At 66.3% G+C, this 17,123-nt stretch carries 18 protein-coding genes; 8 read left to right on the top strand and 10 right to left on the bottom strand.

Features of this window, described 5'->3' with window-relative positions; translation table 11 throughout:
- Positions 1 to 188 precede the first annotated feature (188 nt).
- From AC5P9L_RS09310 to AC5P9L_RS09320, 3 genes are all read left to right on the top strand, one after another.
- Positions 189 to 2,153, top strand: coding sequence for an OPT family oligopeptide transporter (locus AC5P9L_RS09310; protein WP_005408528.1), 1,965 nt, complete (start codon positions 189 to 191; stop codon positions 2,151 to 2,153).
- Positions 2,154 to 2,378: 225 nt separating this feature from the next.
- Positions 2,379 to 4,457 carry an alpha/beta hydrolase family protein gene (locus AC5P9L_RS09315; protein WP_227415320.1) on the top strand — a complete coding sequence of 693 codons (2,079 nt, stop codon included), beginning with the start codon at positions 2,379 to 2,381 and terminating at the stop codon, positions 4,455 to 4,457.
- A 141-nt stretch (positions 4,458 to 4,598) separates the two neighbouring features.
- The gene (locus AC5P9L_RS09320; RefSeq protein ID WP_005408530.1) at positions 4,599 to 5,828 is read left to right on the top strand and encodes a DUF819 family protein; all 1,230 of its coding nucleotides are present in this window, start codon (positions 4,599 to 4,601) and stop codon (positions 5,826 to 5,828) included.
- Between the two features lie 71 nt (positions 5,829 to 5,899).
- Here the strand turns inward: AC5P9L_RS09320 and AC5P9L_RS09325 are convergent, their stop codons facing one another.
- From AC5P9L_RS09325 to AC5P9L_RS09345, 5 genes are read right to left on the bottom strand one after another with little or no spacing between them, the layout of a single operon-like run.
- Entirely contained in the window at positions 5,900 to 6,379 is a 480-nt protein-coding gene (locus AC5P9L_RS09325) for a hypothetical protein (protein ID WP_049430359.1), read from the bottom strand.
- Between the two features lie 46 nt (positions 6,380 to 6,425).
- Positions 6,426 to 6,686 carry a cell division topological specificity factor MinE gene (gene minE / locus AC5P9L_RS09330; RefSeq protein WP_005408532.1) on the bottom strand — a complete coding sequence of 87 codons (261 nt, stop codon included), beginning with the start codon at positions 6,684 to 6,686 and terminating at the stop codon, positions 6,426 to 6,428.
- A gap of 2 nt (positions 6,687 to 6,688) precedes the next feature.
- Positions 6,689 to 7,498: a septum site-determining protein MinD gene (gene minD, locus AC5P9L_RS09335; protein ID WP_005408533.1), complete on the bottom strand. Its 810-nt coding sequence runs from the start codon at positions 7,496 to 7,498 to the stop codon at positions 6,689 to 6,691.
- Positions 7,499 to 7,535: 37 nt separating this feature from the next.
- The gene (minC, locus tag AC5P9L_RS09340; protein WP_043034132.1) at positions 7,536 to 8,381 is read right to left on the bottom strand and encodes a septum site-determining protein MinC; all 846 of its coding nucleotides are present in this window, start codon (positions 8,379 to 8,381) and stop codon (positions 7,536 to 7,538) included.
- Positions 8,327 to 8,923: a GNAT family N-acetyltransferase gene (locus AC5P9L_RS09345; RefSeq protein ID WP_005408535.1), complete on the bottom strand. Its 597-nt coding sequence runs from the start codon at positions 8,921 to 8,923 to the stop codon at positions 8,327 to 8,329. Before AC5P9L_RS09345 ends, minC begins: the two co-directional genes overlap by 55 nt.
- Before the next feature lie 150 nt (positions 8,924 to 9,073).
- On the opposite strand from AC5P9L_RS09345, the gene AC5P9L_RS09350 reads away from it, so the two are divergent.
- From AC5P9L_RS09350 to AC5P9L_RS09365, 4 genes are all read left to right on the top strand, one after another.
- Complete coding sequence (locus AC5P9L_RS09350) at positions 9,074 to 10,270, top strand: sensor histidine kinase (protein ID WP_005408536.1); 1,197 nt, start codon at positions 9,074 to 9,076, stop codon at positions 10,268 to 10,270.
- Positions 10,270 to 10,911 (top strand): response regulator, encoded by a 642-nt coding sequence (locus AC5P9L_RS09355; protein WP_005408537.1) that lies wholly within the window; start codon positions 10,270 to 10,272, stop codon positions 10,909 to 10,911. Before AC5P9L_RS09350 ends, AC5P9L_RS09355 begins: the two co-directional genes overlap by 1 nt.
- 234 nt (positions 10,912 to 11,145) lie before the next feature.
- Positions 11,146 to 12,219, top strand: a complete 1,074-nt coding sequence (locus AC5P9L_RS09360; RefSeq protein WP_005408538.1) for a polyketide cyclase — start codon at positions 11,146 to 11,148, stop codon at positions 12,217 to 12,219.
- 103 nt (positions 12,220 to 12,322) lie between these two features.
- Entirely contained in the window at positions 12,323 to 12,694 is a 372-nt protein-coding gene (locus AC5P9L_RS09365; protein WP_005408539.1) for a DUF423 domain-containing protein, read from the top strand.
- Positions 12,695 to 13,088: 394 nt separating this feature from the next.
- On the opposite strand, the gene AC5P9L_RS09370 is transcribed toward AC5P9L_RS09365, so the two are convergent.
- Genes AC5P9L_RS09370 through AC5P9L_RS09390 form a run of 5 tightly spaced genes read right to left on the bottom strand, consistent with a single transcriptional unit; the run spans position 13,089 to position 15,787 of the window.
- Complete coding sequence (locus AC5P9L_RS09370) at positions 13,089 to 13,898, bottom strand: M15 family metallopeptidase (RefSeq protein ID WP_044569655.1); 810 nt, start codon at positions 13,896 to 13,898, stop codon at positions 13,089 to 13,091.
- A 9-nt stretch (positions 13,899 to 13,907) separates the two neighbouring features.
- The gene (locus AC5P9L_RS09375) at positions 13,908 to 14,501 is read right to left on the bottom strand and encodes a PH domain-containing protein (RefSeq protein ID WP_024956285.1); all 594 of its coding nucleotides are present in this window, start codon (positions 14,499 to 14,501) and stop codon (positions 13,908 to 13,910) included.
- A gap of 3 nt (positions 14,502 to 14,504) precedes the next feature.
- Entirely contained in the window at positions 14,505 to 14,684 is a 180-nt protein-coding gene (locus AC5P9L_RS09380) for a DUF4177 domain-containing protein (RefSeq protein ID WP_005408542.1), read from the bottom strand.
- Entirely contained in the window at positions 14,681 to 14,860 is a 180-nt protein-coding gene (locus AC5P9L_RS09385; RefSeq protein ID WP_005408543.1) for a type II toxin-antitoxin system antitoxin, read from the bottom strand. Before AC5P9L_RS09385 ends, AC5P9L_RS09380 begins: the two co-directional genes overlap by 4 nt.
- Positions 14,861 to 14,905: 45 nt before the next feature.
- Complete coding sequence (locus tag AC5P9L_RS09390; protein WP_012479444.1) at positions 14,906 to 15,787, bottom strand: SPFH domain-containing protein; 882 nt, start codon at positions 15,785 to 15,787, stop codon at positions 14,906 to 14,908.
- A gap of 137 nt (positions 15,788 to 15,924) precedes the next feature.
- On the opposite strand from AC5P9L_RS09390, the gene purT reads away from it, so the two are divergent.
- Positions 15,925 to 17,112, top strand: coding sequence for a formate-dependent phosphoribosylglycinamide formyltransferase (gene purT / locus AC5P9L_RS09395; protein WP_005412617.1), 1,188 nt, complete (start codon positions 15,925 to 15,927; stop codon positions 17,110 to 17,112).
- Positions 17,113 to 17,123 lie beyond the last annotated feature (11 nt).

Here is a 17,123-nt window from a genome sequence, read left to right on the forward strand (position 1 = left end):
TGCAGGACAAAGAGACCGCGAGGCCCGGCAGCCGTCCGGGATGTGCCCCATGCGCTTGATGCGTTGGCCGAGTTTGGCCAGAAGCGACTATCTCACTGCCGACCTGGCCGCAACCCTCCCGAACCGCACTGGACTTGCTGCCTCCTGAACGCTAGCGTGCAAGGGATTTTTTGCCAGCAGGGGCTTCCATGAACCACGACGCTGCGCCCAAGCAGCTCACCTTCCGCGCAGTGGCCCTGGCCATCGTGCTGGCGGTGGTGCTGTCGGCCGCAAACGCCTACCTCGGTCTGTTCGCAGGCCTGACCATCGCCACCGCCATTCCCGCCGCGGTGATTTCCATGGGCGTGCTGCGCCTGCTGGGCGGTGGCTCCATCCTTGAAAACAACATCGTGCAAACCGGTGCTTCGGCCGGTTCGTCGATCGCCGCCGGTGTGATCTTCACCATCCCGGCGCTGGTGATCATGGGCTACTGGCCGGACTTCAAGTACTGGTGGGTGCTGGGCATCGCCGGCCTCGGCGGCCTGCTGGGCGTGTTGTTCTCGGTGCCGCTGCGTCGTTCGATGATCGTCGAAGACCCGCTTCCGTTCCCGGAAGGCAAGGCTGCGGCCGAAGTGCTCAAGGCCGGTGAGAATCCGGGCCCGGGCCTGAAGATCCTCGGCCTGTCGGCGGTGATCGGTGCCTTCGTCAAGCTGGCCGCGGAAAGCGGCATGCGCCTGATCCCGGACGCCTGGGCCACCTCGGCCTACGTCGGCAGCTCCAAGGTCACCGCCTTCATCGGTACCAACCTGTCGCCGGCACTGCTGGGCGTGGGCTACATCGTCGGCCTCAACGTCGGCATCGTGGTGGTGTCCGGTTCGATCCTGACCTGGCACATCGCCATTCCGATCTACCAGGCGTTCTTCATGAACACCGATCCGGCACTGGCCGCGTCGGTTGCCGCGGCTTCGTCCACCGAGGCGGCGTTCGCCATCTGGGGCGCGAAGATGCGCTACCTGGGTGTCGGCGCGATGCTGATCGGTGGCATCTGGACCCTGATCTCGCTGCGCAAGTCGCTGCTCAACGGCGTCAAGAGCGGCTTTGCCGCCGCCCGCAAGAGCGGTGGCCCGGTGCTGGCGCACACCGAGCGCGACCTGCCGATGAAGTGGATGCTGGTGGCCCTGGTGGTCTTCGTGCTGCCGCTGCTGGCCCTGTACCAGGCCATCGTCGGCCAGTGGCACGTGTCGATCCCGATGACCCTCATCATGATCGTCGCCGGCTTCCTGTTCGTGTCGGTCTCGGCCTACCTGGCCGGCCTGATCGGTTCGTCCAACAACCCGGTCTCGGGCATCACCATCTCCACCATCCTGTTCGCCTCGGCCGTGCTGGTCGTGCTGCTGGGCGCCGACGGCCTGAAGCCGGTCGGTGCCGGCGGCGCGCCGCTGGGCGCCGTGGCCGCCATCATGATCGGCGCGGTGGTGTGCTGCGCCGCTGCGGTTGGTGGTGACAACCTGCAGGACCTCAAGGCCGGCTACATCGTCGGCGCCACCCCGTGGAAGCAGCAGCTGATGCTGGGCATCGGTGCCTTCTCGTGTGCGCTGATCATGGCCCCGGTGCTGAACCTGCTGGCCACCGCCTACGGCATCGGCGTGAAGTCCGAGCTGCACCCGAACGCGCTGGCCGCACCGCAGGCCAACCTGATGGCCTCGGTGGCCAAGGGCCTGTTCGGTGGTGAACTGCCGTGGACCTTCATCGGCATCGGTGCCGTGGTCGGTGCCGCCATCATCGCCTTCGACAGCTGGCTGAAGGCGCGCAACGCCCGCTTCCGCGTGCCGGTGCTGGCCGCCGCCATCGGCATCTACCTGCCGCTGGAGCTGATGGTGCCGATCTTCCTCGGCGGCCTGATCGCCCACCTGGTCGAGCGCTTCCACAAGGTGCGCGCCGATGACGAAGAAGGCCGCGACCGCGTGCACAAGCCGGGCGTGCTGTTCGCCGCGGGGCTGATCACCGGCGAAGCGCTGATGGGCATCGCCATCGCGATTCCGATCGTGGTCAGCAGCCGCGCCGACGTGCTGGCCGTGCCGTTCCACCTGCCGGGCGCGCAGTGGATCGGCCTGGCCGTGCTGTTCCTGGTCGGCTGGCTGATCTACCGCACCGGCAAGTACGCCAAGGCGTAAGGGGGCTCTGCCCCTGGGTTCAACGGGTAGTGCCGGCCGCTGGCCGGCAATCCCGGAATCCCGTGATACCCCTGGTTGCCGGCCAGCGGCCGGCACTACCGCAGACCGCGCTACGGCGCGGTTTGCTGTTTCTGGCGATTGCCGCAGGCAGCCATGACCGATGGCCTTGGCAGCCCCGGCCGCACGGGCCTACCATCGGTTTTTTGCCGTCCTGCGGAGACCCCGATGAAACTGCGTCATGCCCTGCTGCCACTGAGCCTGCTGGCCGCCCTGCCCAGCGTCGCCGCTGCCCGTGGCCTGGAAGTCCGCGACATGGTGGCCATGGACCGCGTCTCCGCGCCGGTGCTGACCGCTGACGGTGGCACCGTGGTGTTCGCCAAGCGCAGCGTCGATGCCAACCTGAAGGCCTCCACCGCGCTGTTCGCGCGCAACCTGCGTACCCGCGATGCGGCGCCGCCGAAGCAGATCACCCCGGCCGGCTGGAACGTCAATTCCGCTTCGCTGTCGGCCGATGGCCAGACCGTGTATTTCCTCAGTGCCAGGAACGGCAGCCAGCAGCTGTACGCGCAGCCGATCAGCGGCGGTGCTCCGCGCCAGCTGACCGATTTCCCGGTCGACGTGGACAGCTACCACGTGTCGCCGCAGGACGACCGCGTGCTGTTCAGCGCCGGCGTGTTCCAGGACTGTGCCTCGGACCTGGCCTGCACCGAGAAGAAACTGAAGGAAAAGAAGGACGCCAAGGCCAGCGGCCAGGTGTGGGATTCGCTGTTCGTGCGCCACTGGGACACCTGGAGCGACGGTCGCCGCAACACCCTGTTCGTCGCTCCGCTGCCGACGGCCAAGGCCGGTGCGGTCAAGGGCGCGTCGGCGCTGAGCGCGACCATCGATGGTGATGCGCCGTCCAAGCCGTTCGGCGGCAATGATGACTTCGCGTGGTCGCCGGACGGCGCCAGCGTGGTGGCCAGCATCCGCGTGGCCGGCAAGCAGGAGCCGTGGTCGACCAACTTCGACCTGTACCGCTTCGACGCCGCCGGCAAGCAGGCACCGGTCAACCTGACCGCCTCCAACCCGGCCTGGGATGCCGGCCCTGTGTTCAGTGCGGACGGCAAGACCCTGTTCTACCGTGCGATGAAGCGCCCGGGCTTCGAGGCCGACCGCTTCGGCCTGATGGCGATGGACCTGGCCAGCGGCAAGACCCGCGAAATCGCGCCGCAGTGGGATCGCTCGGCGGGCGGCATCACCCTGTCCGCCGATGGTGCCAGCATCTACACCACGGCCGATGACCTTGGCGAACACCCGCTGTTCCAGATCGACGTGGCCAGCGGCAAGGCCACCAAGCTGATCGGCGACGGCAGCGTGACCTCGGTGGATGTGGCCGGCAACAGCGTGGCGATCACCCGCAACAGCCTGAAGAGCAACGACCAGGTGCTGGTCGGCCTGCTGCCGGCTGCGGGCGAGGCCATCGGCGAACTGCGCGCGCTGACCCCGGCCGCTGGTGAGGTGCTGAAGGACGTCAGCTTCGGCGACTACGAACAGTTCGAGTTCAAGGGCTGGAACAACGACACCGTGCATGGCTATGTGGTCAAGCCGCACAACTACCAGGAAGGCAAGTCCTACCCGGTCGCGTTCCTGATCCACGGTGGCCCGCAGGGCAGCTTCGGCAATGGCTGGAGCTACCGTTGGAATCCGCAGACCTACGCGGGCCAGGGCTACGCCGTGGTGATGATCGACTTCCACGGTTCCACCGGCTACGGCCAGGCCTTCACCGATGCGATCAGCCAGCACTGGGGCGACCGCCCGCTGGAAGACCTGCAGAAGGGCTGGGACGCGGCGCTGAAGAAGTATTCCTTCCTCAACGGTGACAAGGCCTGTGCGCTGGGCGCCAGCTACGGCGGCTTCATGGTCAACTGGATCGCCGGCAACTGGAACAGCCCGTTCAAGTGCCTGGTCAACCACGACGGCGTGTTCGACCAGCGCATGATGGGCTACGCCACCGAAGAGCTGTGGTTCACCGAGTGGGAGCAGGGCGGCACGCCGTACCAGAAGGCCGCGAACTACGAGAAGTTCAACCCGGTCAACCACGTGGCGGACTGGAAGAAGCCGATCCTGGTCATCCACGGCCAGCAGGACTTCCGCATTCCGGTCGAGCAGGGCCTGGCCGCGTTCACCGCTGCCCAGCGCCAGGGCATCGAATCGAAGTTCCTGTACTTCCCGGATGAAAACCACTGGGTGCTGAAGCCGAACAACAGCATCCTGTGGCATGACGCCGTCAATGCCTGGCTGAAGCAGCACATCGGCAACTGATGACTGCAGCGCCGCCCTTCGGGGCGGCGCTTTTGTTTCGCCATCTGCTTTACCGGTGGGGGCCGACCGTTGGTCGGCACACCCTCATGATCCGCCGCCAACAGCAGCCGGCCAGCGGCCGGCTCTACCCAGAGCACCTGCATGATCCAGAACGACATCGTCGTCTTCGGCTTGATCGCCGCCACCCTTGGCGCCGTTTTCTGGACCGCTTCGCGCGAGCAGGGCCTGTGGAAGCGCTTCTACACCTTCGTGCCGGCGCTGCTGCTGTGCTACCTGATTCCCGGCATCTACAACACCGTCGGCCTGATCGATGGGCAGAACACCAAGCTCTACAACCCGATCGCCCGCGACATCCTGCTGCCGGCAGCGTTGATCCTGCTGACCCTGGCGGTGGACATCAAGGGCATCCTGCGGCTGGGCCCGAAGCTGGTGCTGATGTACCTGGGCGCCTCGGCCAGCATCATGCTCGGTGCGGTGGTGGCGTTCCTGGCGATGCGCGCGCTGCATCCGGAAACCGTGGCCGGTGACACCTGGGCCGGCATGGCCGCATTGGCAGGCAGCTGGATCGGTGGCGGTGCCAACATGCTGGCAATGCGCGAAGTATTCGACGTCAATGCGACCACGTTCGGCCAGTTCGCGGTGGTCGATGTGGGTGTCGGCTACGTGTGGATGGCCGCACTGATCTTCCTGGCGGGGCGGGCAGCGAAGATCGACGCGCGCAGTGGCGCCGATACTTCGGCCATCGATGAACTGAAGGAGCGCATCGCGCGCTTCCAGGCCGAACACGAGCGCATTCCCAGCCTCACCGACCTGATGCTGATCGTGGCGGTGGCCTTCGGCGGCGTGGGCCTCTCGCACGCCATCGGCGCGCCGCTGGCAGCATGGTTCAAGGCCAACGTCAGCTGGGCCTCGCAGTTCAGCCTGGACGCGCCGTTCGTGTGGGTGGTGGTGCTGTCGACCACGCTGGGCCTGAGCCTGAGCTTCACCCGTGCGCGCACGCTGGAAGGCGCGGGCGCATCGCGCCTGGGCTCGCTGCTGCTGTACTTCCTGATTGCCTGCATCGGCATGCAGATGGATCTGCTGGCGCTGCTGGATCGCCCGTGGCTGTTCCTGCTCGGCCTGATCTGGATTGCCGTGCACATCGTGCTGCTGTGGTGCCTGGGCAAGCTGCTGAAGGTGCCGTTCTTCTATTTCGCCATCGGTTCGCAGTCGAACATCGGTGGACCGGCCTCTGCGCCGGTGGTGGCCGCGGCGTTCCATCCGGCACTGGCGCCGGTGGGCGTGCTGCTGGGCACGATGGGCTATGCCACCGGCACGTACCTGGCTTACATCGTCGGCATCACCCTGCGCGCGCTGGCCGGGCAGGGCTGATACGGCGATGGGGTGATGGGGTCAGATCCCTTTTGCGACGCAAAAGGGATCTGACCCCGGTTCCCGGTGAATCACGCCACCGGCAACCCGCGTTCGATCAACCACGCCTTCGCGTCTTCGGCGTCCTGCTCGAACCACGCCTGTGTCGACCCCAGCCGATACGTGTACCCCCAGGCATCCATGTCGGCCATCAACCGCGCACTGCCGACACCAGGCAAACGCCCGGCCAGCACGATCTGCAGGTAGCAGGTGGCATCTTCCTCGGCCACCGAATCGGTGGCGTCGGTGTGCACCTGCGCGCGCCGCTCCGGCGGCAATACGATCAGGTGGCAGGCTTCATGCAGCATCGAATGCACCGGGGTGTCATCGCGCACATAGACATTGCTGGCGATGATGCCCGCCTCGGGCTCGCCCCAGTAGCTGCCGGGAATCGGTTCGCCTGCGGCCACGTGGTGCAGGCGAAGGCCATGCGCGGCGAGCAGGCATTGCGCGTCGGCGAAGGCGATGTCGCCCACGCAGGTGATGTCCACGGCGGTTGTCGTATCGGTCATGCAGGTCACGCGGCCCCGCCCATGCAGGCACGGGCGGGGCGGGGCATCAGGGTTTGTCCGGGCCTTCAGGCAGCGCCACGGAGATGTCCAGCACATCGTGCTGGCCATCCTTCACCAGGTCGACCTTCACCGCATCGACGTCGATGTTCACGTACTTCTTGATCACTTCCAGCAGCTCGCGCTGCAGCAGCGGCAGGTAGTCCGGGCCACCGCGGTGGCTGCGTTCCTGCGCGATGATGATCTGCAGGCGGTTCTTTGCGGTTTCGGCGGTGGTCTTCTTCGCTTTGAGGAAATCGAACAGGCCCATGCTTACCCTCCGAACAGCTTGCTGAAGAAGCCCTTCTTCTCGACGCTGGTGAAGCGCATCGGGCGATCTTCGCCGAGGATGCGCGCGACGGCGTCGTCATACGCCTGGCCGGCAGCGGATTCGACATCCAGGATCACCGGTTCGCCCTTGTTGGACGCATTGAGCACGTCGCCCGATTCGGGGATCACGCCGATGGCCTTCAGCCCCAGCACTTCCTCGACGTCGGCGATGCTGAGCATCTCGCCGGTTTCCACGCGCAGCGGGGTGTAGCGGGTCAGCAGCAGGAAGGCAGGCACGTTCTGGCCGGATTCGGCCTTGTGGGTCTTCGAGTCCAGCAGGCCGATGATGCGGTCGGAGTCGCGCACCGAGGACACTTCCGGGTTCACCACCACCACGGCGCGGTCGGCGAAGTACATCGCCAGGAACGCTCCCTTCTCGATGCCGGCCGGCGAGTCGCAGATGATGTAATCGAAGCCATCGGCGGCCAGGTCCTTCAGGACCTTGCCCACGCCTTCCTGGGTCAGTGCGTCCTTGTCGCGGGTCTGCGAGGCGGCCAACACATACAGGTTGTCGAAGCGCTTGTCCTTGATCAGGGCCTGCTTGAGGGTGGCTTCGCCATGCACGACGTTGACGAAGTCGTACACCACGCGGCGTTCGCACCCCATGATCAGGTCGAGGTTGCGCAGGCCGACGTCGAAGTCGATCACCGCCACCTTCTTGCCGCGCCGCGCCAGGCCACAGGCCAGGCTCGCGCTGGAAGTGGTCTTGCCCACGCCGCCCTTGCCGGAGGTGACTACGATGATTTCAGCCAAAGGACTTCTCCTGGTTCTGCATTAGTTTGGGGCTGCGTCAGTCCAGCGCAGCGATCTTGATCTGGTCCTGTTCCAGCCACACCTGCACGGCCTTGCCGCGCAGGTTGTCCGGAACATCGTCCAGTACCTTGTAGTGGCCTGCAATGGCCACCAGTTCCGCATGGAAATCACGGCAGAAGATGCGTGCCGCGGTGTTGCCCTGGGCCCCTGCCAGCGCGCGGCCGCGCAGGGTGCCGTAGATATGGATGCTGCCATCGGCGATGACCTCGGCGCCGGCGCCGACGGTGGCCATCACGGTCAGGTCGCAGTTCTCCGCGTACAGCTGCTGGCCCGAACGCACGTTGCCCAGCTGCATGCGGCCTGGCTGCGGCGCGGCTGCATCGGCGATCTTGGCCACCGGTGCGGCCGGGGCTGGCTTCGGTTCGGCGCGCGCGGCGCGGCGCGGTTCCGGTGCGGGCGGCGGCGGAGCCGCTTCGGCCTCGGCACGTTCGTACTGGGCGCGGAACTTGGCCAGCAGCGGCAGGCCAAGCTGCTGCGAGAGCAGGTCGACCGCGCTGGTGCCATAAGCCAGCGCCACCGGCAGCACGCCGGCGCTGCGCAGGCCATCGACCAGCGCCTGCGCGGTGGCCACGTCCGGAACCTGGCTCAGGCCGCCGAAATCGAGGATCACCGCCGCGCGGCCGAACAGCTTCGGCGCACGGGTCACGCGCTCGCGCATTTCCTGCACGAGGCGTTCGACATCAAGGGTACGGATGCGAAGGTTGGCGATGCCCACCTGGCCGATCTTCAGTTCACCGGCCTGTTCGTAATCGAAATTCACCGCCACGCTCAGGTCCCCGTCGGCCGCTGTGCCTGCGCCGGCAGCTGCCGGGCGCGTGTCCATGCCACATCCGGCAGCTTGCCGCCGTAGGTCTCCTGGACCCACGGGTAGCTGCACAGTTCCTTGGCCAGCATGCTGGCACGCACATCGACCTGGGCCATGGTGTTCTGGCCCAGCTCGCGGAAGCCGAAGCTGCCGTGGAAGAGCAGGGCGGCATCGGCGCCGTGGTCGAGGAAGACTTCGCAGGTCATCTGCGGGTAGCGCAGCTCGGCAAAGCTCTGCGCGTCGGCATAGAACGCACGGCCGACGCCACCGCCGCGGCGGCGGCTGGCGACCACGATGCGGTCGATGTAGAAGAAGGGGGTGTCCAGCTGCTGCTTGAACCAGGCGAAGTTGCTGCTGTCGTGCTGGCTGTCGCTGCCGAAGCCGATCAGGAAGCCGGCCAGGTTGCCGTCGCGCTCGGCGACGCGGAAATACTCAGCGGTTTCATAGAACAGGCGCAGGCGGGCCGCATCCAGGGGAAGGATGGCCAGGCCAGCGTTGTTGTTCAAAGCCAGGACGGAATCGAGCTCGTGCTCGCGCACGTCGCGGATGACAATCGACATTGTGACTCCGTGGGGTAACGCGGTTGGTCCATCAAGGGACCCTGCGCACGATTATTGCATGCCCGGGGTGGGCTGCGGCATGAACAGGCGACCGGGCAGGCATGACTTCCGTGGGGTGCGATGTGCAGGCCGGGCCCGTAGAGTGCTGGCATGTTGGGAGTCCTCAGCCATACCCGCGTCCTTCGCCTGGCCGGCCTGTTCACCTGGGTCATGGTCGGTCTGCCCCTGGCGTACTCGCAGTTCGAGAACCTGCACAGCCGCGGTGACATGGGCGGCTGGGCGGTCCTGCTGTTCGTCGCTTACCTGTCCTTCGGCACCTCCTATTACTGGCTGACCCGCATCCTGCGCAGCGACAGCCCCACCAGCTGGCTGGACCGCGGCCTGCTGCTGCTGCTGACGATTTCGGCGCTGGGCGTCAGCTTCCTCAGCGGCTCGGGCTTGGGCAGCATCCTGATGATGGTGGCCGCCGGGGTCATCCCGTGGATGCTGTCGGTGCGGCTGGGCGTGCTGTGGCTGCTGGTCAGCCAACTGGCGGTGGCCCCGGTCTACTACTTGCTGCTGCGCTTCCCGTTGTTCGAAGCGGTGATGCAGTCGCTGCTGTACGGCGGCTTTTCCATGTTCATCTTCGTGACCAGCCTGGTTGCCCGGCAGCAGACCGAGGCGCGCGACGAACAGCGCCGGCTCAATTCAGAGCTGCGTGCCACCCGCGCCTTGCTTGCCGAGAGTGCCCGCGTCAATGAGCGCACCCGCATCTCGCGCGAGCTGCATGACCTGCTGGGCCACCAGCTGACCGCGCTGACCCTGAACCTGGAAGTGGCCGGGCACCTGGCCGAAGGGCAGGCGCTGGAGCACGTGAAGCGCTCCCACACCTTGGCCAAACTGCTGCTGGGCAACGTGCGCGAGGTGGTCAGCCAGCTGCGCGAGACCGGCGCGATCGACCTGGCCGCGGCGCTGCGCCCGCTGACCGAGAACGTGCCCTCGCTGGACATCCAGCTGGAGATCGAGGATCCGCTGAACGTGGAGGACCCCCAGCGGGCCCACGTCCTGCTGCGCTGCACGCAGGAGATCATCACCAACGCCGTGCGCCACGCCGGTGCGCGCCACCTGTGGATCAAGGTGTACCGTGAAGCCCCGGACCGGGTGGTGGTGGAGGCCCGCGACGACGGTGTCGGCGCGGACATGGTCAATGTGGGCAATGGCTTGCGCGGCATGCGCGAGCGCCTGCAACAATGTGGTGGCCAGCTGCAGATCGAGACCCGTCCCGGTGAAGGCTTCCGCCTGCGGGCAACGGTGCCGGCAACGGTGCTGGTGGCCGCCCTTACCAAGGTTCCTGAAGGAGTACGTTGATGATTCGCGTCTGCCTGGTCGATGACCAAACCCTGGTGCGGCAGGGAATCCGCTCCCTGCTGGCGCTCGACGATGGCATCGAGGTGGTGGCCGAGGCCGGCGATGGCCGGCAGGCGGTCGAGCTGATCCCGCAGGTGCGCCCCGACGTGGTCCTGATGGACATGCGCATGCCGGTGATGTCCGGACTGGAAGCGCTGCAGGTGCTGTCGCGGCAGGAACAGCTGCCGCCGACCATCATCCTCACCACCTTCGATGACGATCAGCTGGTGCTGGCTGGCCTCAAGGCCGGTGCCAAGGGTTACCTGCTCAAGGATGTGACCCTGGCACAGCTGGTCGGTGCCATCCGTACCGTGGCCGAGGGTGGTTCGCTGGTACAGCCGGCGGTGACCCAGCGCCTGTTGTCGGGCCTGGAGCACATGCGCAACGAGTTCGTCAGCCTGGACCGCCCGGACCCGCTGACCGACCGCGAGACCGAGATCCTGCGGCTGATGGCCAGCGGCTTCTCCAACAAGGAGATCGCCAACTCGCTGGGCGTGGCCGAGGGCACCATCAAGAACCACGTGTCCAACATCCTCTCCAAGCTGGGTGTGCGCGACCGTACGCGCGCGGTACTGAAGGCGTTCGAACTCCAGCTGGTCTGAGGAAAATCGTTTCGGTACAAAGACTTGGGTGGTGGCAGGGGGTTCCGGCCAAGGTGCCCCCCTACTTGCCGGGCAGCGGTATGCGTTACCCTTCGAATTCTTTGTCCATACAAATACGCAGCCGGCAGGGAAACCGGTGCGCCAATCCCGATAAACAATGCCCGCGAAGCCTGCTAGGATTGGCGCTTCGCTTCAATCAACCCGGCCGTGGGATCGGCCCCGGAGACTCTCTGAATGACCCGTATTATCGAGTTCCTGATCGCCTTGGGGATCGTGGCTGGCCTGTTCGTCATCATTGGCGTATGTCTGCCGGGCGAGCGTCACATCACCGAAAGCATCGAGACCAACCGCAAGATGACGATCGTGTACGACACGGTCAGCAGCCTGCGCCGCTTCAAGGACTGGAACCCGCTGGTACTGCGCGATCCCGCCGTTGAACTGAAGCTGTCCGGCCCGGCCTCCGGCAAGGGTGCCACCCTGGACTTCACCTCCAAGGACCTGGGCACCGGCTCCTGGAAGATCACCGACGCCGAAGAGAACAAGCGCGTTGCGATCGCCATCGAAGACGCCACCAAGGGTCACGACAAGGTCACCACCTTCACCCTGGAGCCGACCGGCAAGGGTGGCCGCAACGTGAAGATCACCCAGGACTACTCGGTGAAGTACGGCTTCGACCTGTTCGGCCGTTATGCAGGCCTGTATGTCAGCCGCCAGATCGGCGACGACATCAAGATGGGCCTGTCGCGCATGGCCAACATGCTGGCTACCGTCCCGAACGTCGACTACCGCACGCCGGAAGCCCCGCTGACCGATCTGGCCATCGTCGATGTGCCGGCTGAGGATCTGCTGGTCGTCAACGCCGGTAACGTGGACCGCGGTCAGGACACGATCACCAAGTCCATCAAGGACAACCAGGAGTGGATCAAGCGCGTGATGGAGGCCAATGGCCTTGAAGCCGCCGGTCCGTTCCGCATCATCACCACCGACTTCGGCCAGGAGAAGTACGCCTTCGACATCGCCCAGCCGGTGAAGAAGAAGGGTGCTGAAGGTGCCACCGCTGAAGCCCTGACCGTCAAGATCGACGGTGGCGCTCCGGTGAAGTACGTGCACGTGGCTCCGCACCGCTCGGCACATGCGGCCTACACCGGCCACATGGCGGGTCTGGACGTTGCCCGCAACGGCCTGCGCGCCTGGGCTGTGACCTCCGGCAACGAAGTGATCGACCGTCCGTACGAAACCTGGAAGGATGGCATCGACAAGTCGTTCACCCCGGAAGGTACCTACGACATTTACTGGGCCGTCAAGTAAGCCTCGGCTGACCCATGTAGTGTTGGACACGAAAACGCGCCGCTCATTGCGGCGCGTTTTTTTTCATCTGGCGCCCGGAAAGGGCGCTGTGCAAGGAGCCCCCATGTTCAACCTGGAACGTCGCGCACGTAAGCCTTCCCTGCTGGCCTGCCTTGGTGCGCTGCTGGCGGCGGCCTCGATCGGCCTGTCCGCCTACGCATCGCACGGTGTGGCTGACCCGCTGGCGCAGCAGCACCTGAACATGGCGGCACTGTATGCGTTCGCGCATGGCGCGGTGCTGGTGGCGCTTGGCCCGCGTGCGCAGGGGGCGACCGCGCACCTGGCGCTGTACGTGCTGCTGCTGGGCGTGTTGCTGTTTTCCGGCAGCCTGGTGGGCGGTGCCTTGTGGCAGTGGCCGACGCGGATGGCGCCGATCGGGGGCACCAGCATGATGGCCGGGTGGGTGTTGCTGGCGATCAATGCGTTGAGGCGGTGACTGAGTCGAGGTTGTTTCTTCGATCCATGCTGATGCGATCTGCGCCGTCCATGGGCGTTACTCTTCTTTTCGCGCGAAAAGAAAAGTAACCAAAAGAAACGCGCCGCCGGCCGCGAGCCGGTGCTGCGCACCGGTCCCCTGCGCTCCTCGGCCCGTCGAGGGGCGGTGCGGGAACTCGCTGCGCTCAGACACCCGCACCTCTTCGCCCTCGCCGGACCTGCGGTGCTCGGCTCGCTTGAAGGCGGACCCAACAGCCGCGCGCTGATCCGTTGTAGAGGCTTCGAGCGAAGCGACCGGCTTCTGTCTTTGCCTTCTTGTTCCATCTCGTGGTGGGCGCGCGCGGAATCCGCCCGGACAGCTCCATGAATTTCGCCCTGCGGCCGCCACGAGGGGCTCAGCCGTTGGCCGGCCTCCAGCACCAGTGCCACGGTTCGTAGACGATGCCGTGCGGGTTTTCGCGCGGGTAACTCAGATGGAAGCCGTGCCCGCCGGCATGCGCCTGCAGCCACGCGAACGCGTTGGTGGCTTCGAACGATTCTTCAGCCGGCGCGTCGCCCGGTGTGCCGATGTCCAGCGCGTGGCCGCTGTGGTGTTCGCTGAAACCCGGTGCGGCATTCACCTTCAGGATCTCGGCCACGCTCAAGCCGCGCGCCAGCTTCCGTTCGAAGATGCCCAACTGGTAGGCATGGCTGCGGAAGCCGGAGATGGCATCCAGCGCAATTCCATCCTGTGCCGCGTGCAGTCGCATCCGTCGCCAGCCCTGCGCGGCGCCACGGCGCAGCCACAATGGGCGTGCAAAGCGGTCGCGACCGGCGAAGTGCAGCAGGCACGGCTCGGATTCCAGCGGCAGGCCGCTGTCGTCGGCATAGCGCTGTGCATCCAGGCCAAGCTGCTGCAGGCGCTGCTGCAACCCGGCCAGCGGCAGCCACTGATCTTCCAGTCCGGCGCCGAAGGGCCGTGCAGCCGCGGCATCCAGCAGTGCCAGTGCTTCCTCGACCCCGGGTTCGCGCGGCAGGCGCGGCACCATGGCGTGCACACCCTGCGCCAGTACCACCGCCAGATAGCGGCCATCACGCTTGCGCCGCAGCACCCACTGCGCCTGCGACAGCAGGCGTGCATCCAGGTTGCTGCGTGCGCGCAACAGGTGGGCGGGCCACAGCTCGATGGCCTCGGTATTGATCAGCAGGGGCGCGCGTCGTTGCATCGCCGCAGCTTACTGCCGTGGCGCCGACGCGGCCACCTTGCGCAGCGCATCGAGCAGCGCCTGCGGCCGGTCCACGCTGAGCAGCAGCGTGCTGCCATCACTGACCGGCAGGGCGAGCACACGCGCACGGTCGGTGACCAGGGCGAAGCCCTTGCCGCCTCCCTGCAGGCGAAAGTGGCCCGAGTAGAAGCCCGGCATTGAATAGCCATTGGTTTTGACACGGATGCCGTAGCGGCGGTCACGCTGCAGGTCGACCACCTCGGCCTGGTCCAGCCGCAACTGCGCCACCGGCACCCGCCGCCGGTACATCGTTGAACGCACGTCCAGCACATCGCCGGCCAGTTCCACCCGGCGGCGGAAGAAGGCCGTGCCCAGTCCAATGCCCAGCAGGGCAATCACCAGCAGGCTCCATGCCGCACTGCCGCCCATCCGGAACCAGGGCGGCGACAGCGTTACTTCGATCCAGGGTGCGCTCGCCGGTGCCTTGTACAGCTGCGCATACAGGCAGGCCACGAAGGCAGCCAGCAGCGGCAGCACGATCCAGAGCACGCGCAGCGGCGAGCTCTCGGCCACGTCAAAGGGTTTCGGGTCGCTGCCGCCCATGGTTCAGGCCTCCTTCTTGAACACCAGCATCGCCGGGCGCATCGGCGCCGGGATGATGATGTTGACCAGTTCCCAGCCCAGTTGGCCCTGGCGGCTGAGTTCGGCCTGCACGTCCTCGGGCTTGAGTACACCCATCATGGACGTCTTGACCTCGATGGTCTGGTAGCTCCAGCGCTTGCTCATTCCTTGTCCTCCGGCGATGGCGTGGGTTTCGGCAGGCGTCCTGCCTTGCGCAGGGCGTCGCGCAGTACGTATTCGATCTGCGCGTTGAGGCTGCGCAGCTCGTCGTCAGCCCAGCGCTGTGCCGCGGCCAGGACCTCGGCATTGATGCGCAGCGGATAGGCTTTCTTCTCACTCATGAAAACTCCTGGCGGGGCGGTGGGGCACCCCGTTGCGAGGATGGCTCAGTAAAGCGAACCGGCGTTGACGATCGGTTGGGTGCCGCGGTCCGAGCACAGCACGGTCAGCAGGTTGCTGACCATGTGCGCCTTGCGTTCCTCGTCCAGTTCAACCACGCCGTTCTTCTGCAGTTCGGCCAGGGCCATTTCGACCATGCCGACTGCACCGGCCACGATGCGCGTGCGAGCGGCGATCACCGCGTTGGCCTGCTGACGCTGCAGCATGGCCTGGGCAATTTCAGCGGCGTAGGCCAGGTGGCTGATGCGTGCGTCGATCACCTGCACGCCGGCGTCGGCCAGACGCTCGGCCAGCTCGTTCTTCAGGTGCTGGGAGATCTCGCTGGCGTGGCTGCGCAGGGCCAGCTGGCCATCCTCGTGCTGGTCGTAGGGATAGCTGGTGGCCATCGCGCGCAGCGCGGATTCGGACTGGATGTGCACGAAGCTCTCGTAGTCGTCCACGTTGTAGACCGCTTCGGAGGCGTCGACCACCTGCCAGACGATCACTGCGGCGATCTCGATGGGGCTGCCGTCCAGCTCGTTGACCTTCAGCTTGCCGCTCTCGAAGTTGCGCACGCGCTGGCTGACCCGGCGCTTGGCATAGAAGGGGTTGTTCCAGCGCAGGCCGTTGTCCTTCACGGTGCCCACGTACTTGCCGAACAGGCTCAGCACCGCCGCCTGGTTGGGCTGGATGGTGTACAGGCCGGCCAGGATGAACACGCCCAGCACCACCAGCAGGGCGCCCAGCAGCATCAGCAACAGATTGGGCGAGCCGGCACTGGCCTTGGCTGCCACTCCCAGTACGAACAGGGCGGCGCCAGCGAGGGCGACGAGCAGGGCGCCGACCAGCGTGCCGAGGCCGTTGAGGGAAGACAGTGACTTCTCTTTCATGGCAGTACGTCCTTGAGGGTTCGAGTTGAAGATATCAAAGTGATATCACTTGTCGACTACCGTTCGTCGGATGCCGTGGCCGGGGCGGTCGGCCAGCTAGAATGCCCACCCGCCTTCACATCGCTGCTGGAACCGCCATGGCCAAGCTTGGAACTCCGTTGTCCCCCTCCGCCACCCGCGTGCTGCTGCTGGGCTCGGGCGAACTCGGCAAGGAGGTGGCCATCGAGCTGCAGCGGCTGGGCGTGGAGGTGATCGCCGCCGATCGCTATGCCGATGCGCCGGCCATGCAGGTCGCGCACCGCTCGCACGTGATCGACATGCTCGACGCGATGGCCCTGCGTGCGCTGATCGCCCAGGAGCAGCCGCACCTGGTGGTGCCGGAGATCGAGGCCATCCACACCGAAACCCTGGTCCAGCTGGAACAGGAACAGGGCCTGCGGGTGATCCCGACCGCGCGCGCTGCGCGCCTGACCATGGACCGCGAAGGCATCCGCCGCCTCGCCGCCGAGACCCTGGGCCTGCCGACCTCGCCGTACCGCTTCGTCGATACCGAGGCCGAATACCGTGCTGCCGTGGCCGCCATCGGCCTGCCGTGCGTGGTCAAGCCGGTGATGTCGTCCTCGGGCAAGGGCCAGAGCACCCTGCGCAGCGAGGCGGACATCGCCCCGGCGTGGGAGTACGCGCAGACCGGTGGCCGTGCCGGTGCCGGCCGCTGCATCGTCGAAGGCTTCATCGATTTCGATTACGAGATCACCCTGCTGACCGTGCGCCATGCCGGCGGCACCTCGTTCTGCGCGCCGATCGGCCATCTGCAGAAGGATGGTGATTACCGCGAAAGCTGGCAGCCGCAGCCGATGTCGAGCGCCGCGCTGGCGCGTGCCGAAGAGATTTCGCGCGCGATCACCGACGACCTTGGCGGCTGGGGCCTGTTCGGCGTCGAGCTGTTCGTGAAGGGTGATGAGGTGTGGTTCAGCGAAGTGTCGCCGCGCCCGCACGACACCGGCCTGGTGACGCTGGTATCGCAGGAACTGAGCGAATTCGCGCTGCATGCGCGCGCCATCCTTGGCCTGCCGATTCCGGTGATCCGCCAGAGCGGCCCGTCGGCATCGTGCGCATTGCTGGCACACGGCGAGGGCGTGCCGTACTTCAACAACGTCGCCGCCGCGCTGCAGGTGCCGGACACCGCCGTGCGCCTGTTCGGCAAGCCGAGCGTGCACGGTCATCGTCGCGTGGGCGTGACCCTGGCGCGCGCGGAAACCATCGACGAAGCACGCGCCATCGCGCGTGATGCCGCCGAAGCCATCGGCGTCGAACTGCGCCCCTGAAAAAGGAGCGA

The organism is Stenotrophomonas sp. YJH_SMC_64 (assembly GCF_059371375.1).